Raw genomic sequence first — 22,754 nt, forward strand, 5'->3', positions numbered from 1 at the left:
CGGGAGCTTCCCGGTTTTTCTTATGCCTAAATTTTCCCTTTATTCTTCAAGAGGCTTTTTCCCGTCTAAACTGCTAATTAAAAAGATGACCAGGATCATTAAAAGGGCCCCGATCCATTGGATCCAGGTCAGGTATTCGCCTAAAAAGACCATGGCTAAAATAGTGGAAACCAGGGCTTCAAAGTTGGCAATGAGGCTGGCCTTGGTGGAACCCAAAATCCGAACTCCTGTGTTGTAGGTCAAGATGGCCATGGCTGTGGAGACCAAGCCCAGGCTCAGAAGGGAAAGTCCTTGAGAGGGACTAATGGGCAGGAGTCTTTCCCCCCGGGCCAGGCAGATTAGGGTCAGGACCAGGCCCGTAGACAGGATGATATAGAAGGTGGTGACCACAGGGGACAGGGACTGGAGGTCCTTGTGGTCCAAGAGCATGGTGTAGACGGCATAGAGGATGCCCCCTACCAGGGAGATGGCCAGGCCAATGAGATTGACATTGGCTCCGGGGCTCCGGGTTAGGATGTAGAGGGCCAGGACACTAAGGACCAGGCAGAGGATTTTTTTCCCGGACATGGTTTCGTGGAAGAAGAAAAAATTCAAGAGGGTGACGATAACGGGATAGAGGGCAAAGACAAAGGCCACAATAGAGGCGTCGGTGAAGCGGAGGCCGGCAAAGTAGCAAATGGAAAAGGCCGAATAAAAAAATCCCCCAATGGCAGCCAGGAGAAGGCCCTGCTTTTTACTTATCCGGAAGGATTCCCTGGCCAGGACCAGGTAGACCAAGAGGGCCAGGCCGGCAAAGTAAAAGCGGAAGGTCAGGGTGGCCAAGACGCCATAGCCGGACTCGTAAATTCCCTTGGCCAGGACCCCCATGGACCCAAAGCCTAAAGTTGATAAGATAACACAAATTTCTCCACGAAAAGATTTCATATGGCCCTCCTTTATTTGCCCCAATACTTATTCTATTATAGAGCAAAAAAACCACTTTTAACAAGAAGCTGGTAAGAAAAGTCCAAAAGAAGTCCCCTTTTTAAGAAAGTGGACTGAACTTGTCTATTTAGGAAGTATTGGCTATAATGGTAGAGTATGAAAAGGAGGTTATATGAAATCATTTAAGTTAATAAAAAAAGTCCTTCCTTACTTTAAGCGCTACCAGTCCATCCTCTACTTGGATTTATTTTGTGCAGGTCTTACTACGGCATCGGAAATGATCCTGCCCTTGATTTTACGCTTTATTACCAATACAGGGATGACCAACTTGGAAAGCCTGACGGTGGAGATTATTGTAAAATTGGCCCTGCTGTACTTTGTGGTTAAGACCATAGAAGTGGTGGCGGGCTTTTATATGACCAGTATTGGCCACATTATGGGAGCCAAGATTGAAACCGACATGCGCCACGATGTCTATGCCCACCTCCAAGGGCTCAGCTACCGTTTTTACAATGAAACCAAGGTAGGGCAAATCATGAGTCGTCTCACCAACGACCTTTTTGATATTACGGAATTTGCCCACCATTGCCCGGAAGAATACTTTATTGGCGGCTTAAAAATATTGATTTCCTTCATTATTTTGGCCAAGATTAACCTTCCCCTGACCTTGATGCTCTACAGCCTGATTCCCCTTATGATTATTGGGGCCTCTAGCTACAACCACAAGATGCGCAAGGCCCAAAAGGACCAAAGGGTCCATGTAGGAGACCTGAATTCCACCATTGAAGACTCTCTTTTGGGGATCCGGGTCATTAAGTCCTTTGGTAATGAAGAAGAGGAATTGGAAAAATTCCAAGGGGAAAATGTCAAGTTCCTAGGCATCAAGCGACGGTTTTACAGGTCCATGGCGGGCTTTAATACAGTGACAAAAATTTTTGACGGCCTCATGTACCTGGTGGTGATCCTGGGTGGGGGCCTCTACATGGTAGCCGGCCGGATCCAACCCGGAGACTTGATTGCCTATGTCATGTATGTCAATACCCTCCTGGTTACGGTTCGGAGGATTGTGGAATTTACCGAACAATTCCAAAAGGGGATGACGGGGATTGAACGCTTTAGTGAAATCATGTCTGAAGTGTCTGAAATTAAAGAGCCGGAAAATCCCAAGGCCTTTGACCAAGTCCGGGGAGACATTGTCTTTGACCATGTGGACTTTTCCTATAATGACCAGGAAAGGGTCCTGAAGGACTTTAACCTGTCCATCCGGGCGGGAGAAAATATTGCCATTGTGGGGCCGTCAGGATCTGGGAAGACCACCCTGTGCTCCCTGATTCCACGTTTTTATGACGTGGACCGGGGGTCCATTTCCATTGACGGAATTGACATCCGCCAAGTGAAATTGGCCGACCTGAGAAGCCACATCGGCATTGTCCAACAAGACGTCTACCTCTTTTCTGGTACGGTCTATGAAAACATCCTCTATGGAAAAATGGAGGCCAGCCGGGAAGAAGTGGTCCAAGCAGCCAAACTGGCCGGGGCCCATGACTTTATCCAAGAACTCCCCCAAGGCTATGACACCTATGTGGGGGAAAGGGGTCTGATGTTGTCCGGGGGACAAAAACAGCGAATTGCCATTGCCCGGGTCTTTTTGAAGAATCCTTCCATTTTGATTTTAGACGAAGCCACCTCGGCCCTGGACAATAAGAGTGAAGTGGTCATCCAGGACTCCCTGGAAAGGCTGTCTAAAAACCGGACCAGCCTCACCATAGCCCACCGGCTCACCACCATTCAAAATGCGGACCGGATCCTGGTTATGACCCAGGATGGAATTATAGAAGAGGGAAGCCATGAAAGCCTTATGGCCATGAAGGGCGAATACTACAAACTCTATACAAAAAATGGTCGTAATATAGAAAGTATCGGTCAAAAAGACTAGAAGGTCCATGGACCTCAAAAGATGCCTAAGGCAATTCAGCCTGGCATCTTTTTTTAAATTAGGGGAGAATTTTGTATTTCATAAATAAAAATCAATTTCAATTTATTGGAGAAAAGAGGAAAAAGGAAAACGTGGAAAAAGGCAGAAAATAGATACCCACATGGGTATATTTTCTTAAAATCAGTAAAGAATTTATTACAGATTTGTTGCAAAGAAAAACCATCTAGTATATAATATATGTGCAAAGGTCGATATGTTCCCGGGAAACTTGTTGACCATTGACAGTTCGTTATTTTATATCATGAAAAATAGGAGGCGTAAACTTGAAAAAATATTTAAAATATTTTCCTCTCCTAGCCTTATACATTGCAGTGGCCAATTCACAAAGTGTCTATGCAATGCATATCATGGAAGGATTCTTACCTAAAAAATGGGCCTTGATTTGGTTTATCATTGCAGCCCCATTTGTTATTTACGGCTTAAAGAAAATTACTGAAATTGGAAAAAATAATCCGGACAAAAAATTACTACTTGCTCTAGCAGGTGCCTTTGTCTTTTTACTTTCATCTTTAAAACTGCCATCAGTTACCGGATCTTGTTCTCACCCAACAGGTGTTGGTTTGGGGATTACCATTTTCGGACCGGCCCCCATGTTTGTCTTGGGAACCATTGTTTTGATTTTCCAAGCCCTACTCCTGGCCCACGGTGGTTTAACAACCCTGGGAGCCAATGCCTTTTCCATGGCCATTGCAGGACCTATTGTAGGTTACCTGGTTTACAAGGCCCTTCGCAAGGCAGGGGTTAAGGACTTAGTAGCTGTCTTTATTACAGCAACCATTGCCGACTTATTTACCTATGTAGTCACAAGTTTCCAACTGGGTCTTGCTTTCCCAGCCGGCAACATGATGGGTGAAGTGGTTAAGTATCTTGCAATCTTTGCCACAACTCAAGTGCCCATCGCTATTATGGAAGGTATCTTAACTACTTTAATCTATGATAAGGTTAAAGAATACGGAGGGGCAGGTGAATTCGTTGAAAAAGTCAACTAAAATTATCCTAGTCATTATCATGTTGGCCCTTATCATCGGACCTCTATATGCCGTTTCAAATGGTGAATTCGGAGGATCAGATGATGCAGCAGAAGGCCAAATCACAGAAAGTAACCCAGACTATGAGCCATGGTTTGAGCCACTGATTGAACCCAAGTCTGGTGAAATCGAATCTCTATTGTTCGCATCTCAAGCAGCCTTTGGTGCCATTATTATCGGCTACTACCTAGGCTACAACAAGGGAAAGAAAAATGCCTCAAATTGACTCTTTGGCATATAATAACGGGTTAAGCCAAAAAAACCCATGGATTAAGGCGAGTATCGGTATCTTTTTACTGGTACTCGCTCTTGTCAGTGAATCCATTTTATGTCACCTGGTCATTATGGTCCTCTTGTTTGCCAGCCTGACCCTGGTAGCCAAGTTGCCGGCCAGGAGGATAGCCAAGCTCTATACCCTCCCCCTGGTCTTTCTCTGTATGAGCCTCTTGGCCATGGTCCTATCCTACCAGGCTGACAAGATTGACTACCTCTTCTTTGCCAAGCCCTTCCATTTGGGCATCAACTATGCCGCTGTGGAAGTGGCCAAAAAGACCTTTTTTCGGTCCATGGCAGGAATTTCGGCCACCTATTTTATGGCCCTGACCATTCCCATCAACCAAATGATCTACCTTTTAAAGTCCCTCCACACACCGGAGGCCTTTATTGAACAAATGGTTTTAATGTACCGCTTTATAGCCATCTTTTTTGAAGAACTCCACACCCTGGAAAGGGCCTTGATTTTAAGAGGGGGCTACAGGAACAAGTCTCTTATGATCAAGTCCTCCTCCATCATTGCCGGGGCTCTTTTCGACTCCATGATGAGGAGTTTTACCAGCTATAAGGTGGCCCTGGACTGTAAGCTGTTTGACGGACACTTTTATTTATAGGAGGACCTATGTTAAGACTAGAAAATGTATCCTACGCCTACCAAAAGGGTGGCGAAGATGCCCTTAAAAATTTAAATATGGACTTTAGCAAGGGGTCTTGTGTAGGTCTTTTGGGAGAAAATGGTGCCGGGAAATCCACGATTTTCTTGAACATGTTGGGGATTTACCGCCCCAGTCGAGGGAAGATCTACTACCGGGACCAAGAGCTTGTTTACAGCAAAAAAGCCCTGAATGACTTTCGGTCCAAGGTGTCCATGGTCTTCCAAGACCCGGACCAACAAATTTTTTACTCTAATGTAAAGGACGACATTGCCTTTGCCTTGAAGAATCAAAAAATGGATCCAGACCTCATTGAAGAAAAGGTCCAAAAGTCCATGGAAGCTGTAAACATCACCCACCTGGCCAACCGCCCGGTCCACTACCTGTCCTATGGGCAAAAAAAGAGGGTGGCCATTGCGGGAATCTTGGCCATGGATTGTGAAACCATTCTTTTTGACGAACCCACAGCCGGCCTGGACCCCTCTATGACAGAGTCCATCAAGGAACTCTTGGCCAGCCTGGTGGCCCAAGGCAAGAAGCTCATTGTCAGCTCCCACGACATGGACTTTATCTACCAAGTTTGTGACTATGTCTATGTCATTAGCCATGGGCAAATGGTGACCGAAGGAAGCATTGACCAAGTTTTCTTAAATGAAAAAGCCATCCAGGAGGCAGGATTGATTCCGCCAACCCTGGTTCGGATGCACCTTCATGGGAAGACCCCCCTCTTTAAAAAGGAAGAAGACCTCTACGCCTATTTAAGAGAAAGAGCCGAGGAGAGTCATTAAATAAGATAGAGACCGTTTAAGCCGGTCTCTTTTTTTACTGGGAAAAAGTATTTTCTCTGGGGGCCTTTCGTGGTATAATAAAGGGCAAGAAGATTGCGGCTGTAGTTCAATGGTAGAATATGAGCTTCCCAAGCTTAGGATGTGAGTTCGATTCTCATCAGCCGCTCCAAAATTTAAAGACCGATAAGTGTTGAAAAACTCAATACTTATCGGTCTTTTTTTCTATTTTTCCGTCTAGGGTTGGCCTTCCTTGAAATGAACTCTTGACTTATCTTCATGTTAAGTCAGGAGAATAGGAATCTTAAGGGGGTGAGAAAATGAAGCAAGATAAGTTAAATAGGGTCAAGACTTTCTTTAAAAAAGAGTAAACATTGAAGGCCTACTTTTCTTTTACACTTCTTCCTTCCTTTACAAAGAAAATTGGAAAGACTAGGGATAGACCCTCTAAAGGGCTATTTTTAGGGAAAAAATATTTTACACAATCTTTACATAGACCAGGTTTTTATCTTTACATTGGGGCCGGTAGAATAAAGACATACTTTGAATGTTTGAAAGGAGAAAGTAAAAATGAAAAAAAGAATTTCTGCAATCCTACTTGCAGTCAGTATGCTTTTAGTCGCTTGTGGCGGCGGAGGAAGCAAGAATGCCAACAATGGAGGCAACAATGCCCCAGCCCCAGCTGAAGAATCCGCCTTAGAAGGATCTATTACATCAGCTGGCTCTTCTGCTCTTTTGCCCCTAGTTGAAGATGCTGCCAAGGCCTTCCAAGATGAAAATCCAAAAGTTTCCATCAGCGTCAGTGGTGGAGGATCTGGAGCTGGTTTAAAACAAGTGTCTGAAGGAGCCATTGACATTGGAAACTCTGATGTCTATGCAGAAGAAAAATTGGACCAAGCTCAAGCAAAAGACCTGGTAGACCACAAGGTTTGTGTTATTACCATGGCCCCGGTTGTCAACAAGCTAGTTGCTGAAAAGGTAACAGACCTAAGTCAAGACCAAATGATTGGCATCTTTACTGGTAAAATCACCAACTGGAAAGAAGTGGGGGGACCAGATGAAAAGATCGTTCCAATTTCCAGGCCATCCACTAGTGGAACCCGGGCCCTATTTGAAAAATACGCCTTGAAGGGGGAAAAGCAAATTGACGGATCTTTAGAAACTGACGATTCTGGGACCCTCTTACAAACTGTTGCAGACACTCCAGGAGCCATTGGCTACCTAGCCCTGTCCTATCTACAAGACGAAAACCCCGATGTAAAGACAGTCAAAATGGACGGAGTAGAACCAACTTTAGAAAACACCTACAATGGAAAATACCCAGTATGGGGTTATGAACACATGTACACCAAGGGTCAACCCAAGGAAGTTGCAAAAGCCTTCTTAGACTATATTATGGGCGATAAATATGGTCAAGCTGTTGAAAAAATGGGTTACGGCGTAACTTCTAAAATGCAAGTTGAACGCTAAAAATCCTATGACTTCTTATCAAAACGTGGAAAGCAAAGTTTCCATTATTGAAAAGAAACAAAATAAACGTCTAGTAGACAAGGCTGTCCGAGGTGGTATTAGCTGCCTCGGTATTGCCGTTGTAGGGCTTATGATTTTAATCACCCTATTTTTAGCCTACAGGGGAATCCAATTATTTACCCGATACCACCATTCTCTAGGGGAGTTTCTCTTCTCCTCGGATTGGGCGCCCAACGATTCCATGGAAGGTGGTGGAAAGGTTGGATCAGCTGTTTATTTTGTCGGTTCGATTTTAACTTGTGGGATTGCTCTTTTAATTGCAGCCCCATTTTCCATTACTGTTTCTGTTTTTATCTCGGAACTGGTTCCCGACAAGACCAAGGCTTTTTTCCAAATGCTAGTGGAAATTTTAGCGGGAGTTCCATCTATTATCTATGGTTGGATGGGGTTGACGATTTTAGTTCCCTGGTTAAAAGAAATCAGTGGACGGCCCCATGGATTTTCTGTTATGGCAGGGGCCTTGGTTTTGGCCCTAATGGTCCTACCAACCATGATTACCCTATGTAAGGATAGTTATCGAAGTGTACCAGAAGCCCAAAGATTGGCCGCCTATGGCCTAGGGGCCACCAAGTTTCAAATGATTAAAGATGTCATCTTGCCTACAGCTAAGACAGGGGTCTTTACAGCCTTTGTTTTGGGTCTGTCCAGGGCCTTTGGAGAGGCCTTGGCTGTAGCCATGGTTATTGGGAAAACCAGGGCTTTTCCGGCAGACCTTCTCTCTCCAACAACCAACCTGACTTCTGCCATTGCGTCTGATATGGGGGGAGCCATGGAAGGGGGAGAATATAATGCAGCTCTTTGGGCTATGGCCTTGAGTCTTTTTGTCATCTCCTTGGTTTTTGTCTTTATCATTGGGAAAATTGGAAGTCGAGGTAGAGTAAATGATTAAAAATGCTGTAGACTTAAAAGTCATTGAAAATGCAAAAAAGAAGGATGCTCTAGCCAGAACCCTGGTTAGCATATTTGCCCTCTTGTTTTTTATCGTGGTAGGATTTTTTGTCTTCTCTGTTATTTTTAGGGGACTTAGAGACTTTGACCTATCCTTTTTCGGAGGACGGCGAGGCCTTCTGGGAGTTCTGTGGAACACGGTTTATCTAACCATCCTATCTCTTTTAATCTCAGTGCCTTTGGGGCTAGCAACAGGAATCTACCTGTCCTATTATTCTGATAGCAAGTCAGCTTTAAATACCATCCTAAGAGCGGGTCTAAGAACCCTATCGGGTCTTCCCTCTATTGTGGTAGGCTTGTTTGGCTACCTGGCCTTTGTTCTATTCACTGGGACCCAATGGTCCTTGTGGGCTGGGGCCTTGACGGTATCCATCTTAAATATTCCTCTCATGGCCACCTCTACAGAGGAAGCCTTGGATGAAATTGACTCCTCCATTTACTTTGGATCCATGGCCTTGGGAGCCACCAGGGAACAAACCCTTATCCACGTCTTACTTCCCCAATGCCTTTACAGGCTGGTAACTGGGGTTGTCCTTTCTGCCGGCCGGGTTGTTGCAGAAGCAGCTGCCTTGATGTATACGGCTGGATCCACATCAGATATTCTTTTTTCAGGCGTTGATTTTAATTCTCCCTTAAATGCCTTTAACCCCAACCGACCGGGGAAAACTCTAGCCCTACACATCTGGGGAGCTAGAACTCAAGCCCACCATGCAACTGCTTCTCAGGAAGCCAATGTCGCTTCAGCCCTTTTGTTACTTTTAGTTGTTGCCATTAGCCTGACAGCCTATTTCGTAAAAGTCCACTGGAGCAAAAAATTAGAAGGAGGGAAGAACCAGTGAAATTTGAAGCTCGCGATGTCGACCTTTACTATGGCAGCAAGCAAGCCCTAAAAAAGATCAACATGGACATCGAAGAAAAAGAAGTAACGGCCCTAATTGGGCCTTCTGGCTGTGGTAAGTCCACTTTTTTAAAGATTCTCAACCGTCTTCATGACCTTAACCCCAATGTTCGGATTGAGGGAGATGTCAAGCTAGATGGCAAGGATATCTTCGCAGAAATGGATCCCATTGAAGTTCGTAGACGGGTGGGGATGGTCTTTCAAAGTCCCAATCCCTTTGCCAAGAGCATCTACAATAATGTAGCCTATGGCCTAAAATTGGCTGGAATTAAAAACAAGACAGAGCTGGATGACCGGGTGAAAAAAGCCTTGGAAGACGCAGCCCTTTGGGATGAAGTTAAAGATCGATTAAATTCTTCAGCCCTGGGTATGTCTGGGGGGCAACAACAAAGGCTTTGTATAGCCAGAGCCCTGGCCCCGGGACCAGAAGTTCTTCTCATGGATGAACCAACTTCAGCCCTGGACCCCATTTCCACCAGTAAAATTGAAGACCTCTGCCATAGCTTAAAGCAACACTACACCATTGTCATTGTCACCCATAATATGCAACAAGCCCTTAGGGTCAGTGACAAGACGGCCTTTTTCCTCTTGGGAGAAGTCATAGAAATGAACGAAACCCAAGAGCTTTTCTCCAATCCAAAAGAAGCCCAAACATCCAAATACATCACAGGGAGGTTCGGTTGATGAGAGAGAGATTTATTGACGACTTAAACCGTCTAGAAACTTTGAATTTTGACATGTTCCGGATGGGGGAACAATCCCTACAACTCCTCCAAAAGCTCATAACAGAAAAAGACCGGACCCTTTGCAATCGAATTTCAGAAATAGAAGGAGCCATGGACGAAAAGAAAAAGCAAGTGGAAGGCTTGGCCATGGCCCTAATTTTAAGAGAACAACCCGTAGCCCAAGACTTGGCCTTGATTACAGCCTCCCTAGGGGTTGTAGTAGACCTGGAAAGAATCAGTGACCAGTCCCGAGACATTGCCTTTATTTTAGACCATCCTGGTCAATTGGAAAATAAAGAAATGGACAGCCTGGCCAAACTTACCAAGCAGGCCTATGAAATGTTTCGCCTGGCCCGCAGGGGCTTTGTGGAAAAGACCAAGTGCCGGGATTTTTTAGAGAGCATGGATGACGAAATGGACCAAGGTTTTGAGGATATTAAAAAAGCCTTGAAGGAAAACCCCCATGCCCAGGACCTAGATCTTTTATTGGTGGCAAAATACCTGGAGAGGATTGGGGACCACTGTGTAAATATCGGGGAATGGGTTGACGCATCCTTGGCCTAGAAAGGCTCAATTTGTGCTATAATAAAGATAAGAAAGCCGAGGTGGTGGAATGATTTATGTTGTGGAAGATGACAACAGTATCCGAGAGTTAATTTTATACGCCCTGGAGGGGCAAAATTACGAGGTTAAAGGTTTTGGCAAGCCCTCTGATTTTTGGAAGGGGATGGAGGAAGAAAAACCTCAATTGATTCTTTTGGATATCATGCTCCCAGAGCAGGATGGGATGGATATTTTAAAAAAACTCAAGAGCCAAAGCCAAACCAGGGACCTGCCGGTGATTATGTTGACGGCAAAAGATTCTGAATATGACATGGTTCGAGGCTTGGACACAGGGGCAGACGACTATATGACCAAGCCCTTTAGGATGATGGAATTGTTGAGCCGGGTTGGGGCTGTCTTGAGACGGTCCGGGCTGCAAAAGGAGTCTATTTTAAGCCTGGGGAAGTTGGAAGTGGATCGGTCCCGGCACCTGGCCAAGGTCGACGGCCAAGAAGTGGACTTGACCCCCAAGGAATTTGATATTCTATGGATTCTCATGTCCCGACCCGGCTATGTCTTTTCCAGAGATACCCTCTTTCAAAGGATTTGGGGGACAGATTTTGCTGGAGAAAGCCGGACTTTAGATGTTCATATGGGGTCTCTAAGACAAAAACTAGGTCAAGAAAAAGACCACATTCAAACAGTGCGTGGTCTGGGGTATAAGATTCTATGAAGGGAAAACTCAGCAAGCAAATTTTTACCTCTATCCTAAAAATCAGCGGCCTGGTTCTTCTGGCCTGCCTGGTCCTTGGTGGAGGTATTTTTTACTATGGTTACAACCACCGTATCCAACAAGAACTCTATAAACAAGCTCTTTACCTTTCTTATACCATCAATGGGAAAAAGCCTGGGGAGATTCAAAAGCTGCCTGAAAACAAAGACCGGGTGACCCTTCTAGATCGTAACGGTCGGGTCCTTTATGACAACCAGGTAGACCCCAGTCATTTAAGAAGTCACTATGACCGGCTGGAATTTCAAAAGGCCCTTAAGGAGGGATTTGGCTTTGTCCGCCGTTTCTCTACTACCATGGATAAGCAGACTATCAACTATGCCTACAAGATGCCTGATGGCCGAGTCTTAAGGGTTTCTAAACAGGTAGACAGCCTCTTTAACCCCTTTCTCCAAGGGATCATTCCCTTGGCCATTGTTTTAGGTTTTCTCCTTCTCTTAACCAGCCTTGCAGCAAAACAATTAGTCCAAGAAATTGTCCGGCCCATTAACCATATTGACCTGGACCATCCCACTGACCAGGCCCTCTATGAAGAAATTTGGCCCTTGGTTCAAAGGATTTCCATGCAAAATAAGGCCCTGGACAGGACCCTGGCTCGGGAAAGGGAAAGGCAGGAGGAATTCCAATGGATGGTGGACCACATGTCTGAAGGACTCCTCTTGGTGGATGACAAGGAGAGGATCGTCTCCTTTAACAACAGCGCCCTCTACCTCCTAGAAGGCCACAAGGTTAGACGGGGAGAACACTTTCGAAATCTGCGGGTGGACCCAGGTTTGGAAATGGATATCCGGTCCGGCCTCCAGGGCCACCGGAGTCGGAAGATTTTTAAAAGAGAAAACGGCAGCTATGAAATCAACATCCATCCCATTGCTCAAAATGACCGGATTAGCGGTGCTGTTGTCCTAGTTTTAGACGTAACCCAAAGGGAAGAGCTGGAACAATACCGCCGGGAATTTACGGCCAATGTCAGCCACGAACTCAAGACTCCCCTAACCTCCATTATGGGTTTTGGAGAACTCTTGGGCCAGGGCTTAGTTAAAGACCAAGACATCCACCGGGTAGGCAACCGAATTGAGTCAGAAGCCAAACGACTTATGGACCTGGTATCTGACCTCTTGAAACTCTCTCAAATTGAAGAAGGGGGAGACATCTTTAAAAAGGGTTGCTTTAGCCCTCAAGAAGTAATCCAATCCGTCCTGGACCACCTCAAGGAAATTGCTGAAAAGAAGGACATCCAGTTGATTTTTTCCGGAGAAAGTAGTACATTGGTGGGGCAAAAAAAGTTATTTTACGAAATGGTTTATAACCTAGTGGACAACGGAATTAAGTATGCCAAGGGCCCAGGCTATGTCCAAGTGGACTTAGAGGAAGACTTAAACAGCATCCAATTATGGGTCAAAGACAATGGCCCGGGAATTGAACCCGAGGACCAACCACGGATCTTTGAACGCTTTTACCGGGGGGACAAGTCCCACTCTTCAGAAATCAAGGGGACGGGGCTGGGGCTATCTATTGTCAAGCATGCAGTAAAGGTATTTGAGGGAACCATTGACTTAAAAAGTTCCAGTAATGGAACCACTTTTCACATGGAATTTCCCAAAACCCGTTGATCCACTGGCTAGAATCAAGGAGGATTGGGAATGAAATTTAAACAAGGGCAAGAATTTACCTATGAAAGAAGCTTTACAAAAGAAGATGTAAAAGGTTTTATTGACCTGGCCCACTACACCGGTCGCCACCATGAGGAGGAAAACCAAGATGGAGAGGTTATGATCCAGGGCCTTTTAACGGCAACCCTCCCCACCAGCCTGGGAGGTCAGTACGACCTCTTGGTCTACCAAATGCACTATAACCTGACCAAGCCCGTCTATACCGGGGACCACATTGTCTGTCGAATCCGGGTGGACCAGGCGGAGGAAAAAAGGGGCAGGGTCTACTACAAGCTGGGCTTTTCTTGCAAGAACCAAAAAAACCAGGAGGTCTTGTCTGGCTACCTCAAGGCCATTGAATTAAATTTTGACTAAGGATAAACCTTGAGATGGTTTTATTTTAGGATCTTAAGGATTGTGTCACAGGATTTTTTAATATCTTCATTAAAGACTTTATAAAAAATTTTGTCCTTATTGATAGAGTAATTGGCGTCATAGTATTTGATCATCAAGTCTTTAATAATAAGGTCGAAGTTTTCTTCATCCAGCAACTTCAAATAATTTTCGTATCTCTTTGGATTTATATACCTCTTTAAATGTTCAAATGCCGAGATAATCTCTTCTTTTTTCTCCAATCCATAGTCACTTAAATAGTCGGACTTAATTCGCTCTGCCCTTCTTTCAATGGTGTCCTCAATTAAAAAAACTTTATCCGTTTGCGCCATGGCCCTTATAAGTTTCGCAGGAAGATTTAGGCTTCCTATGCGTGGGGACTCTCCCTCTACAAAGACCGGACCTTGTTTAAAACTCTTAAAGCTTTCCATAAGCTCCGACTCAAAGGTCTTTTGAGAAGGCTGCAAGCCCATGCCTACTCCCCCAAAGAGGGAGCCCCTGTGTCTTGCAAGGCCTTCAAGGTCAAGGACATTCTCCCCGCGCTTCCTGAGCTCCTTTAAAATTTCCGTCTTGCCACAGCCGGTGTAGCCCTTAAGGACCACATACTTGTAGTCCTGAAAGGTGTCCATAAAGTTAAGGACATATCTTCTATAGGACTTGTATCCATGATTTAACTTGTAGACCTTGTGTCCCAGGGTCTTTAAGAGATTAAAAAGTGCAGTAGAGCGAAAACCTCCCCTAGAACAAAAGAGGACAACTTCATGGTCTTCTTCCATTTGGGAAATGCGCCTATAGTAATCCGTAAGCTTAGGTGCAAAAAACTCCACACCTTTTTCCTTTGCTCCCTTTATATCTCCTGATACATAGAGAGTACCTACAATTTTTCTCTCCTCATTTGAAAGTAGAGGCATGGATATGGCTCCTAAAATTGTTCCGTCTTCAAACTCTTCTTCACTTCGCAAGTCAATAAAGATAGGATTTTTAAATTTTAAAATTTCTTCATAATCTGTCGCTTTAAACATAGTTTTATTATAGTAGTTTTAAAAATTTTTTTAAAGTGTTATAGTGAGTGTAGAGGTGAAATGATGAAGCTTCAAGTATGCGGAGGTTGTAATGCAAAAATTTCAGCTTCCTCTTTAAAAGCAACTTTAGACCTATTGGAAGTATTTAAGAGAAAGGAAGTCCTGGAAGGATTTGCAAAAAATGACGATGCCGCCATTATAAAATTAAGTGACGATATGGCAGTGGCACTTACCTGTGACTTCTTTCCTCCAATGGTAGAAGACCCCTTTGCCTTTGGAGAAATTGCAGCGGCCAATGCCCTGTCAGATATTTATGCCATGGGTGGCGAGCCTGTGGCCGCACTTAACTTAGTCTGCTTTCCAGAAGAGGAAGACAGAAGTATTTTGGAAGAAATATTAAAGGGCGGAGCGGGAAAACTTAAAGAGGCCCAGTGTAGCTTGGTGGGGGGCCATTCCATTCACGACCCGCGGATAAAATATGGACTTTGTGTCATGGGAACTTTAAATCCCAAAAAAATTTACACCAACAACTCTTCAAGAGTGGGGGACAAATTAATACTTACAAAGCCCTTGGGAGTTTCCCTACTCTCATCTGCAAGGACTGTGGGTGAATGTGAGGACAAGTACTTTAAAGGTGCAGTGGAATCCATGAGGACCTTAAACAAGTATGCCTGGGAAATACTTAAAAAGTATAAAGTAAATGCCATGACCGATGTGACAGGCTTCGGCCTCATAGGCCACTTAAGTGAAATGGTCTCAGACACAGCTGTAATTTATTCAAAGAATTTAAACATACTTCCCGGGGCCAAGGAGGCTGCAGAAGAATTTCTCTTTACCGCAGGAGGTCAGCGCAACAGAAAGTCTTACGGCGACTTGGTGGACTTTGAAATCCAGGACTTTGCCTTGGAAGAAGTCCTTTTTGACCCTCAAACATCAGGTGGACTTTTGGCAGCAGTTTCAGAAGACGGAGATAAAGTTTTGGAAGAGTTGAAGGCTGCAGGAATTCCCGCAGCAATTGTGGGAGAAATAATTCCCCCTCAAGATAAAAAAATAATAGTGAGGTAAAAAATGAAAGAAATCGATGCACTTGGACTTCTTTGCCCAAGACCTGTAATACTTGCGAAAAAGTTAATTAAAGAAGAAAAGCCCGAGGAATTTGTAGTCCTGGTAGATAATGAAATCGCCACGGAAAATCTCTCCAAGATGGCGGACCAATTGGGCTACGACACAAGGGTGGAAAAGGAAGACAAGGTCTACAAGGTAAACTTTAAAAAAAATAAGGACAAAAAGCTTGAACAAGACTACAACAAGGACGAATTTATTGTCGTCTTTTCATCAGATGAACTTGGCCTAGGGGATGAGGAATTTTCCAAAAAACTTTTGGAAGGATTTGTCTACTCCCTTTCGGAAAAAGACCAAGTCCCCACCTATGTAGTCCTTTACAATCGCGGTGTTAGACTTTCCACAATTAATGAAAACACTGTAGCCGACCTTAAAAAGTTGGAAGCAAGGGGCACGACTGTCCTCTCCTGCGGTCTTTGCCTAGGCAACTACAAGTTAAAAGAGGAGCTTAAGGTGGGGCAAGTGACAAATATGGACAAGATTGTAGACCTGCAAATACGCTACAGGACAGTGAAGCCCTGTTGACTTACAAACTTTTAACCTTTAAGTCGGCAAACCATGCCATGGAAGCGGAGAAAAAGACCAAGGACTTAAAGACCCGCCTCATCACCCTCCCCTCTTGGATCACATCGGACTGCGGCTTCGGTCTTAAAGTGGGAGAAAATTTGGAGGCCGTTGTAAAAATTTTAGGCAGAGAAAATATAGAAGGAATTTACGATCTCAAATGATTTACTTGGACAATGCATCCACAAGTTTAATAAAACCTGAGTCAGTAGGCCTTGCCGTTATGGAAGGCATAAACTCTCGTCATTTTGCAAACCCCAACAGAGGCTCCTATGAAATGTCTTTAAACTCTTTAAGAGCCCTTTACGATTTAAGAGAAGAGTTGGGCGAACTTTTCGGCGTGGAGGCACTGAAGGTGGCCCTCTGTGCAAATGTCACCACTGCCCTTAACTTGGTTTTCAATGCACTTTTACATGAAAAAGACCACATAATCACTTCAATGGCAGAACACAATTCCGTCCTTCGTCCTTTAAATCACTTAAAACTTAAAGGAGTGGAAGTGTCCTACCTGCCTTTAGCAGGAGATAAAATCGACTTAAGCTACCTAGATAAACTCCTTCAAAAAAACACAAAGGCAGTGTGTCTTACAGCAATGTCAAATGTATCGGGACAGGTTACCCACTTAAAAACCGCGGCAGACTTTTGTAAAAAACACGGACTTATTTTAATCGTAGACGGAGCACAGGCTGCAGGTACCATGGACTTAAATTTAAAAGATTTTGACCGCACCGTCCTTTGTTTCACGGGCCACAAGTCCCTTTACGGACCGGAGGGCACGGGAGGCATTGCCCTAAAAGGAGATATAAAATTTGAAGAAGTCTTCTCAGGCGGTGGCGGAAATTCAAATGACGACCACCAAAGCCCATTTATGCCTGACATCTTTGAATACGGCACTATAAATGTCCATTCCAACCTAGGACTTTTGGCTGGAGTAAGGTATCTAAAGTCAATAGGCCTTGATAAAATTTCAAGAGACCTCTTTGAACTTTCATCCTACCTTTACAAGTCCTTGAAGTCTTTGGAAGGCCTAAGGCTTTATGGAGACCACGCCGATCCCCACGGCCCCATTGTGTCCTTTAACTACAAGGACTATTCTTCAGAGGAAGTGGCGGACCTACTTTGGCAAAGGGGAGAGATTGCCACCAGGGCGAAACTTCACTGTGCCCCTCTTTTTCACAAGGCCATGGGCACGGATAAAAGAGGTATGGTGCGAGTGTCCCTCTCCACCTTCAACAGCCTTGAAGACGTGGACAAACTGATTGAAAAATTAAAAAATATCCCTTAATTACAAGTGGATATTAGTCTAAAATTTTTTAAACCATTCTAAAGAATATAGTCCCCATGGACATAAAAAAGCTATGGTAATACCATAGCTTTTTTTGTCATTTGATGACTTTAGTCAGTTGAGCACGCAAAGCGTGCGAAACAAAAAACTACCCGCTATGCGGGTAGGCAACAAAAGGTTATACCAAAAATCACCTCAGCATTATAATAGAGTTGTTCAGACCTAAAATAATGAAGAGGTGACTTAAATGGCTCAAAAGGCAAATTCATTATCACACACAAAGTGGATGTGTAAATATCATATTGTCTTTACACCAAAGTATAGACGAAAAATAGTATTTAATCAATACCGAGATAGTTTGGGAGAAATATTTAGGACATTATGCAAATACAAAGGAGTAGAAATAATAGAAGGACATTTAATGCCAGATCATGTGCATATGTTAGTTAGTATTCCCCCAAAAATATCAGTGTCAAGTTTCATGGGATACTTGAAAGGAAAAAGTGCACTAATGATGTTTGACAAGCATGCAAACCTAAAATACAAATTTGGAAACAGACATTTTTGGGCAGAGGGATATTATGTAAGTACGGTAGGATTGAATGAACAAACAATAGCAAAGTATATAAGAGAGCAAGAGCAACACGACATAGCAATGGATAAATTAAGTGTAAAAGAATACGAAGATCCATTCAAAAGAAGATGAAGTAAAGCCCTTTCAGGGCTAGCTAAAGAGGCAAAAACAATAAGGTTTGAACAAAGTGAAAACCAGCGCCTTGAGACGCTGGTTGGTATTACTCGGGCTTATAGCCCGTGATCAAACCACCCGTTTGACGGGTGGTTATGATTTGTGGGCCTAAAAAACGAAAAGAGCTCTCAAGTGCAAATGTGGTATAATAATAAAAAAGGGGGTTTCTATGACATCGAAAATATTAATTGTGGACGATGAACAGTCCATTGGAGAGATTATTTCCTATAATTTACATAAGGAAGGTTTTGAAGTTGAAAATGCCTATGATGGCCTAGAATGTTTGGAAAAATTGGGGCAAAAAGAATTTGACCTAGTCTTACTGGATGTGATGATGCCTAAGTTGGATGGCTTTCAAACCCTGAAGAAAATCCGCCAAGACAGCCGGATTCCCGTGATTATGTTGACGGCCAAGGAAGAGGAAGTGGACAAGATTTTGGGCCTGGAATTGGGGGCAGACGACTATGTGGTTAAACCATTTTCCATGCGGGAACTCATTGCCCGGGTCAAGGCCAACCTCCGCCGCTTGGACTATGAAAGTGAACGGGGAGATGACAAGGTCTTGACCCATGGAGACCTGACTATTGACCTGGCCAAGTATGAGGTTAAAAAGAAGGGGCAGATTATTGACTTGACCCTGCGGGAGTTCGAACTCTTAAAATTTTTGGCCCAAACACCAGACCAGGTCTATTCCCGGGAGGAACTTTTGGAAAAGGTCTGGGGTTATGAATACTATGGCGACATCCGGACGGTGGATGTTACAGTCCGTCGCCTCCGGGAAAAAATTGAAGACCGGGGCGGAGATTTTCGCTACATCTTAACCAAACGCGGTGTAGGTTATTACTTCGGAGGATAAGATGCTGTCCAGTTTCAAGGCTCGATTTATCTTTATTTATCTCATTTTAATCTTAATCTGTATGGCCATTGTAGGGACCTTTTTGATTAACCGCCTGGAAATTTCCCAAATGAAGACCATAGAAAGGGAAATGAATGAAACCATTGACTCCATGGTGGCTTCCGCCGGTTACCTGCAAGATGGCCAATGGGACAAGGAAGCCGGTCTCTTGCAAAACACCATTGACGGCTGGAGACTGTCCTCGACAGAATCCGTCTATATTATTTCCCAAGACCAGGTTCCTGTGATTTTGGCCTCTTCGGTCAATTCCAAGGATGAAATCCAGGGGCAAAATGCCCTGGCCCAAAGGGACCTATCACCGGAAATTATTTTAAAGGCCCTCAAGGGGCATGTGTCTGAAACCACCATCTTGGAAAGCAACCAGGCCCCCATCCGCCACCTGGCCAAGCCAGTTTTTTCAACCGACGGCCAAGTCCAGGGCGTCTTTTACATGACCATGAGCTTGGAACCTGTTTACAGTGTGGTTTCCGATACCAAGGAACTCTTGACCTATGCAACCCTTTTGGGTCTAGCCATTACCACCATCTTGGGATTTTTTATCTCCAATTCAGTAACAGGCCCTGTCCGGGAAATTACCTCCAAGGCCAAGGACCTGGCTGAGGGGAATTTTAACCAGCATGTCCAGGTCAAGAGCAATGATGAAATTGGCCAAATGGCCTCCATGTTCAACTATTTAACGGGAGAACTCAAGGAGACCATGGACAAGATGGATATTGAGCGGTCCAAGCTCAACACCATCTTCCACTACATGGCCGAGGGGGTGGTGGCCATTAACCGGGACAACTACCTGATCCACATCAACCCCATTGCCAAGGAAATTTTAAAGCTGCCGGAAGAAGTCCTATCCGGAGAGAAAAAGGTCCCCATGGGCCAGCTGAACTTGACGGAAATCAACTACTACAATCCCCCTAGCCTGTCTGGGGAAAGACAGGTGGAAATCAACAAGTCCTTTTACAATATCAAGTATGCCCCCTATAAGAACGAGTTGGATGAAAATTCCGGTTTGATTGTGGTTTTCCAAGATATTACCAAGGAACACCAATTGGATGAAATGCGTAAAGAATTTGTGGCCAATGTCAGCCACGAGTTAAAGACCCCCCTGACCTCCATCAAGTCCTATACTGAAACCCTGATGGAGGCCGACTTGGACCCCGATGCCCGGAAGCGGTTTTTGAAGGTGATTGAAAGGGAATCCAACCGGATGGTCTCCCTGGTTCGGGACCTCTTACAACTGTCCAACATGGATAACCATTCCTTGAAGTTGACCTTTGACCGCTTGGACAGCTATGAGGTCATTGAGACAACCATGGAAAGCCTCCTGCCCCTGGCTCAGGAAAAGCAAATCCGCATCCACTTGGATGTGGCAGATGATATTCAAAAAATTTATGGAGACCTCCATGGGGTCCAAAGGATTTTAAACAACATCATTTCCAATGCTATTAAGTACACTCCCCAAGGGGGAGAAGTCAGCATCATGGCCAAAAATCGAGGACCCAGGGTCCTGGTCCAAGTCAAGGATACGGGAATTGGCATCCCTCCCAAGGACATGAAGCGGATTTTTGAACGCTTTTACCGGGTGGAAAAGGGTCGGAGCCGGCAAATGGGCGGCACAGGTCTAGGCCTGGCCATTGCCAAGGAGCTTATTGAGGCCATGGGTGGCTTTATTCAATTGAGCTCGGTTTTTGGTCAAGGCACTACGGCCTCACTCTTTTTTAAAGGAGGGGAGTCTTTTTGAAAGAAAGCATTAAGACTGTCCTATTGTGTGGTCTGTCCATCCTCTTGATCTTCATGGTGGCGGAAATTTGGATCCAAATTCCCAGCATAACCAAGGAGACGCAAAAGCAGGAAAATTTTGAAAAAAACCGCCTAAAAATGGAATTGCTGGGACCCAAGGAATTGCTTTTAAGCTTTTCCGATACGGAGCAAACCCTGGTCTATGACATCCAACCCTATTGGACCATGCTGCAGATGGGCCTAAAGGACCTCTATGAAAATGCAGAGGCCAAGGATGTCAGTCCCATGAAGGCGGAGGACTATCGAAAATTTTTACAGGAAGGCCAGGTTCTGAGTTTGAATTTTTCGGGTATTTTGGACCATGGAAACTGGGCCCAACTACTTCAATTGGACCCAGGGACCCTGCCGAAAAAAATTCCCGGCAAGCTCTTGTCCATGGACTTGAGCCTGAATAGGGACCTGTTAATGATTCGGACAGACCGGGGAGCCTTTTTGGTCCGGAGCCACTTAAGGACCCGGGACCTTTTAAAAGACCGGGTTTCCATGGTCTACGACTCCAGACGCTACCGGAATTATACCAGCCTTTGGAAAAAATACGGGGTGGCCAACATGGTCTACATTCCCCGGATCAACACCCAGGCTCCAGAGGACATTCCCCTGGAAAACAAGCTCCAAACCATGTCTGGCCAGGTGCAAAACAACCTGGCCCGGCGGTATTTAAGACAGAACATAGACTATATTCGGGAAATTGTCGAGGACCAGGCCGTAACCTATGTCTATGACCAAAAGGTCCTAAGACTCAACAAAAACGGCTGGTTGACCTACAAGGATGGGCAAAAAAATTCTGATCAGGAAGACAGCCTGGTCCAATCCCTGGATGCTGCCCTGGATTTTATTACCAGCCATACCGGCATGACAGGGTCCCTGTATATTAGCAAGATTGAAAGAATTCAAGACAGGGAAAACCCCGGCTATATTTTTTATTTTAATATGCTGGCCAACCACAAGAGGGTCTACCGGATGGACCAAGACCCCTACCTGGCCCGGCTGGAAGTCCATGGCCAAGACATTAGCCAAATGGACTTCCTCTACCAAAAGCCCATGGAAAGAGAAATCGTCCAAAATGTGGAAATTGCCAAGGAAGTCTTGAGTCCGGAAGAAATTATCGACCAAAATCTCTCTCTCCTGGACCCGGAATCCAAGTCCTTGGAGGAAACTCTAGGTCAATTGAAGTGGATCGACTCGGCCTATGTGGAGTTGGACCCCCCTGGAGGACAAAGGGTCTTAAGGGCAGCTTGGGCTATCAAAATCAAGGATCGGATCTTTTTAATGGACATGGAAACAGGAAGTTTAATCATGGAGGGATAAGTTGGATTGGTCTAGAATAAAAACAATCTTAATTATTGCCCTGGCCCTGGCCAACCTGGCCCTGGGCTATGAGGTTTACCGGCAAAAAATGGCCCTGGCAGGTCCGACGGCCTCCAAGCAGTTCAGTCAAGAACTTTTGGATCTTTTGGCCAGTGAAGACATTAAAATAAGCCCCTCTATCCAGCTCCAGGCGGAAAAGTTAAACTCTTTAAGGGTCCAGTATGAAAACCTAAGTCAAGAGCAGCTCAACCGGGACTTCTTTCACAATGAGGCCCTTTTAAGGCAAAAGACTTTTTCTCTGGCAGATTTAAGCCTCAAGGGGGAAAGTCTCCAGGTCTATGATGGCCGGAAACTCTCCTACCGAAACGACCTGCCCCTGGCCAAGAAAAAAATCAGCAAGGAAGAGGCCAAGACCAAGGCCATGGACTTTTTAAAAGAGAAAAAGTTCAAGACAGACGACCTGGTCCTGGTAAGCAGCCTGCCCTGGCAGGAGGGCTACCAATTGACCTTTAAAAAGGTCTATGAGGGAAGGTTGGTCGAAAGCAGTTATAGTATTTTTCAAGTGGACGGGTCGGGAGTCCACAGTCTTTCCAGGCTCTGGCTGGATATTATCGAGCCTTCCGACAAGGAAGTTGTCATGCCCAGCCCCCAAAAGGCCCTTTTAAGTCTTTTGGACAAACAAGAGGCCCGGGGAAGGACTGTGGTTCGCCTGGAAGCTTGCTATTATTTTAATCCATCCAAACAAGGATACATCGAAGACATTTCCAGGGCCCAACAGGGCCGGGCCATTCCGGCCTGGCGGATCCAATTGGACAACGGCCAGGAAGTCATCGTAGATGTTTTATCATAAAGGAAAATCG

General features: G+C 44.9%; 24 protein-coding genes and 1 tRNA gene. 23 read left to right on the forward strand and 2 right to left on the reverse strand.

Annotation, left to right across the window (positions count from 1 at the left end; genetic code table 11):
* Positions 1-39: 39 nt before the first annotated feature.
* Positions 40-924: a DMT family transporter gene (locus BQ7400_RS08635; protein ID WP_072470181.1), complete on the reverse strand. Its 885-nt coding sequence runs from the start codon at positions 922-924 to the stop codon at positions 40-42.
* Positions 925-1,096: 172 nt separating this feature from the next.
* Between BQ7400_RS08635 and BQ7400_RS08640 the strand changes: the two genes are divergently transcribed.
* The 14 genes from BQ7400_RS08640 (at position 1,097) to BQ7400_RS08705 (ending at position 13,117) form a co-directional block, all read left to right on the forward strand.
* On the forward strand, positions 1,097-2,860 hold the full coding sequence (locus tag BQ7400_RS08640; RefSeq protein ID WP_072470182.1) for an ABC transporter ATP-binding protein: 1,764 nt from the start codon (positions 1,097-1,099) through the stop codon (positions 2,858-2,860).
* 323 nt (positions 2,861-3,183) lie between these two features.
* Positions 3,184-3,909 (forward strand): energy-coupling factor ABC transporter permease, encoded by a 726-nt coding sequence (locus BQ7400_RS08645; protein WP_072470183.1) that lies wholly within the window; start codon positions 3,184-3,186, stop codon positions 3,907-3,909.
* Positions 3,884-4,174, forward strand: coding sequence for an energy-coupling factor ABC transporter substrate-binding protein (locus tag BQ7400_RS08650; RefSeq protein WP_083553320.1), 291 nt, complete (start codon positions 3,884-3,886; stop codon positions 4,172-4,174). Before BQ7400_RS08645 ends, BQ7400_RS08650 begins: the two co-directional genes overlap by 26 nt.
* Positions 4,161-4,835 carry a cobalt ECF transporter T component CbiQ gene (gene cbiQ / locus BQ7400_RS08655; RefSeq protein ID WP_072470185.1) on the forward strand — a complete coding sequence of 225 codons (675 nt, stop codon included), beginning with the start codon at positions 4,161-4,163 and terminating at the stop codon, positions 4,833-4,835. Before BQ7400_RS08650 ends, cbiQ begins: the two co-directional genes overlap by 14 nt.
* Before the next feature lie 8 nt (positions 4,836-4,843).
* Positions 4,844-5,662, forward strand: coding sequence for an energy-coupling factor ABC transporter ATP-binding protein (locus BQ7400_RS08660; protein ID WP_072470186.1), 819 nt, complete (start codon positions 4,844-4,846; stop codon positions 5,660-5,662).
* A 95-nt stretch (positions 5,663-5,757) separates the two neighbouring features.
* Positions 5,758-5,831: transfer RNA gene (locus BQ7400_RS08665), tRNA-Gly, on the forward strand.
* Positions 5,832-6,229: 398 nt separating this feature from the next.
* Positions 6,230-7,129, forward strand: a complete 900-nt coding sequence (locus tag BQ7400_RS08670) for a phosphate ABC transporter substrate-binding protein (protein ID WP_072470187.1) — start codon at positions 6,230-6,232, stop codon at positions 7,127-7,129.
* On the forward strand, positions 7,119-8,078 hold the full coding sequence (pstC, locus tag BQ7400_RS08675; protein ID WP_219306817.1) for a phosphate ABC transporter permease subunit PstC: 960 nt from the start codon (positions 7,119-7,121) through the stop codon (positions 8,076-8,078). The genes BQ7400_RS08670 and pstC overlap by 11 nt, the downstream gene beginning before the upstream one ends.
* Entirely contained in the window at positions 8,071-8,976 is a 906-nt protein-coding gene (locus tag BQ7400_RS08680; RefSeq protein WP_072470188.1) for a PstA family ABC transporter permease, read from the forward strand. Before pstC ends, BQ7400_RS08680 begins: the two co-directional genes overlap by 8 nt.
* Positions 8,973-9,719 (forward strand): phosphate ABC transporter ATP-binding protein PstB, encoded by a 747-nt coding sequence (gene pstB, locus BQ7400_RS08685; RefSeq protein ID WP_072470189.1) that lies wholly within the window; start codon positions 8,973-8,975, stop codon positions 9,717-9,719. Before BQ7400_RS08680 ends, pstB begins: the two co-directional genes overlap by 4 nt.
* The gene (locus tag BQ7400_RS08690; protein WP_072470190.1) at positions 9,719-10,324 is read left to right on the forward strand and encodes a phosphate signaling complex PhoU family protein; all 606 of its coding nucleotides are present in this window, start codon (positions 9,719-9,721) and stop codon (positions 10,322-10,324) included. Before pstB ends, BQ7400_RS08690 begins: the two co-directional genes overlap by 1 nt.
* A gap of 49 nt (positions 10,325-10,373) precedes the next feature.
* Positions 10,374-11,036 carry a winged helix-turn-helix domain-containing protein gene (locus BQ7400_RS08695; RefSeq protein ID WP_072470191.1) on the forward strand — a complete coding sequence of 221 codons (663 nt, stop codon included), beginning with the start codon at positions 10,374-10,376 and terminating at the stop codon, positions 11,034-11,036.
* Complete coding sequence (locus tag BQ7400_RS08700) at positions 11,033-12,703, forward strand: sensor histidine kinase (protein WP_072470192.1); 1,671 nt, start codon at positions 11,033-11,035, stop codon at positions 12,701-12,703. Before BQ7400_RS08695 ends, BQ7400_RS08700 begins: the two co-directional genes overlap by 4 nt.
* A 30-nt stretch (positions 12,704-12,733) precedes the next feature.
* Positions 12,734-13,117, forward strand: coding sequence for a hotdog family protein (locus tag BQ7400_RS08705; protein ID WP_072470193.1), 384 nt, complete (start codon positions 12,734-12,736; stop codon positions 13,115-13,117).
* A gap of 20 nt (positions 13,118-13,137) precedes the next feature.
* On the opposite strand, the gene mnmH is transcribed toward BQ7400_RS08705, so the two are convergent.
* Positions 13,138-14,157, reverse strand: a complete 1,020-nt coding sequence (mnmH, locus tag BQ7400_RS08710; RefSeq protein ID WP_072470194.1) for a tRNA 2-selenouridine(34) synthase MnmH — start codon at positions 14,155-14,157, stop codon at positions 13,138-13,140.
* A 63-nt stretch (positions 14,158-14,220) separates the two neighbouring features.
* On the opposite strand from mnmH, the gene selD reads away from it, so the two are divergent.
* From selD to yycI, 9 genes are all read left to right on the forward strand, one after another.
* A complete protein-coding gene (gene selD / locus BQ7400_RS08715; RefSeq protein WP_072470195.1) occupies positions 14,221-15,222 on the forward strand; it encodes a selenide, water dikinase SelD in 1,002 nt (333 codons plus the stop codon).
* Positions 15,223-15,225: 3 nt separating this feature from the next.
* Positions 15,226-15,804 carry a sulfurtransferase-like selenium metabolism protein YedF gene (yedF, locus tag BQ7400_RS08720; protein ID WP_072470196.1) on the forward strand — a complete coding sequence of 193 codons (579 nt, stop codon included), beginning with the start codon at positions 15,226-15,228 and terminating at the stop codon, positions 15,802-15,804.
* Positions 15,801-16,007 (forward strand): putative Se/S carrier protein, encoded by a 207-nt coding sequence (locus tag BQ7400_RS08725; protein WP_072470197.1) that lies wholly within the window; start codon positions 15,801-15,803, stop codon positions 16,005-16,007. The genes yedF and BQ7400_RS08725 overlap by 4 nt, the downstream gene beginning before the upstream one ends.
* A complete protein-coding gene (locus tag BQ7400_RS08730) occupies positions 16,004-17,128 on the forward strand; it encodes an aminotransferase class V-fold PLP-dependent enzyme (protein WP_072470198.1) in 1,125 nt (374 codons plus the stop codon). Before BQ7400_RS08725 ends, BQ7400_RS08730 begins: the two co-directional genes overlap by 4 nt.
* A 247-nt stretch (positions 17,129-17,375) precedes the next feature.
* Positions 17,376-17,834, forward strand: a complete 459-nt coding sequence (tnpA, locus tag BQ7400_RS08735; protein WP_009431087.1) for an IS200/IS605 family transposase — start codon at positions 17,376-17,378, stop codon at positions 17,832-17,834.
* 211 nt (positions 17,835-18,045) lie between these two features.
* A complete protein-coding gene (locus BQ7400_RS08740; RefSeq protein WP_072470199.1) occupies positions 18,046-18,732 on the forward strand; it encodes a response regulator in 687 nt (228 codons plus the stop codon).
* 1 nt (position 18,733) lies between these two features.
* On the forward strand, positions 18,734-20,527 hold the full coding sequence (locus BQ7400_RS08745) for a sensor histidine kinase (protein ID WP_072470200.1): 1,794 nt from the start codon (positions 18,734-18,736) through the stop codon (positions 20,525-20,527).
* Positions 20,524-21,894, forward strand: a complete 1,371-nt coding sequence (locus BQ7400_RS08750) for a hypothetical protein (RefSeq protein ID WP_072470201.1) — start codon at positions 20,524-20,526, stop codon at positions 21,892-21,894. The genes BQ7400_RS08745 and BQ7400_RS08750 overlap by 4 nt, the downstream gene beginning before the upstream one ends.
* Before the next feature lies 1 nt (position 21,895).
* Positions 21,896-22,744 carry a two-component system regulatory protein YycI gene (yycI, locus tag BQ7400_RS08755; protein WP_072470202.1) on the forward strand — a complete coding sequence of 283 codons (849 nt, stop codon included), beginning with the start codon at positions 21,896-21,898 and terminating at the stop codon, positions 22,742-22,744.
* Positions 22,745-22,754 lie beyond the last annotated feature (10 nt).

Source organism: Urinicoccus massiliensis (genome assembly GCF_900120405.1).
In the GTDB taxonomy this organism is placed as follows: Bacteria; Bacillota; Clostridia; order Tissierellales; family Peptoniphilaceae; genus Urinicoccus; species Urinicoccus massiliensis.

Coding starts and splice junctions, on each gene's coding strand:
- BQ7400_RS08670 (WP_072470187.1), top strand. CDS start 6,230: ATGAAAAAAAGAATTTCTGCAATCCTACTTGCAGTCAGTATGCTTTTA.
- BQ7400_RS08740 (WP_072470199.1), top strand. CDS start 18,046: ATGACATCGAAAATATTAATTGTGGACGATGAACAGTCCATTGGAGAG.
- cbiQ (WP_072470185.1), top strand. CDS start 4,161: ATGCCTCAAATTGACTCTTTGGCATATAATAACGGGTTAAGCCAAAAA.
- BQ7400_RS08705 (WP_072470193.1), top strand. CDS start 12,734: ATGAAATTTAAACAAGGGCAAGAATTTACCTATGAAAGAAGCTTTACA.
- BQ7400_RS08700 (WP_072470192.1), top strand. CDS start 11,033: ATGAAGGGAAAACTCAGCAAGCAAATTTTTACCTCTATCCTAAAAATC.
- BQ7400_RS08745 (WP_072470200.1), top strand. CDS start 18,734: ATGCTGTCCAGTTTCAAGGCTCGATTTATCTTTATTTATCTCATTTTA.
- yedF (WP_072470196.1), top strand. CDS start 15,226: ATGAAAGAAATCGATGCACTTGGACTTCTTTGCCCAAGACCTGTAATA.
- BQ7400_RS08635 (WP_072470181.1), bottom strand. CDS start 924: ATGAAATCTTTTCGTGGAGAAATTTGTGTTATCTTATCAACTTTAGGC.
- BQ7400_RS08680 (WP_072470188.1), top strand. CDS start 8,071: ATGATTAAAAATGCTGTAGACTTAAAAGTCATTGAAAATGCAAAAAAG.
- tnpA (WP_009431087.1), top strand. CDS start 17,376: ATGGCTCAAAAGGCAAATTCATTATCACACACAAAGTGGATGTGTAAA.
- BQ7400_RS08695 (WP_072470191.1), top strand. CDS start 10,374: ATGATTTATGTTGTGGAAGATGACAACAGTATCCGAGAGTTAATTTTA.
- BQ7400_RS08640 (WP_072470182.1), top strand. CDS start 1,097: ATGAAATCATTTAAGTTAATAAAAAAAGTCCTTCCTTACTTTAAGCGC.
- BQ7400_RS08660 (WP_072470186.1), top strand. CDS start 4,844: ATGTTAAGACTAGAAAATGTATCCTACGCCTACCAAAAGGGTGGCGAA.
- BQ7400_RS08690 (WP_072470190.1), top strand. CDS start 9,719: ATGAGAGAGAGATTTATTGACGACTTAAACCGTCTAGAAACTTTGAAT.
- selD (WP_072470195.1), top strand. CDS start 14,221: ATGAAGCTTCAAGTATGCGGAGGTTGTAATGCAAAAATTTCAGCTTCC.
- mnmH (WP_072470194.1), bottom strand. CDS start 14,157: ATGTTTAAAGCGACAGATTATGAAGAAATTTTAAAATTTAAAAATCCT.
- BQ7400_RS08730 (WP_072470198.1), top strand. CDS start 16,004: ATGATTTACTTGGACAATGCATCCACAAGTTTAATAAAACCTGAGTCA.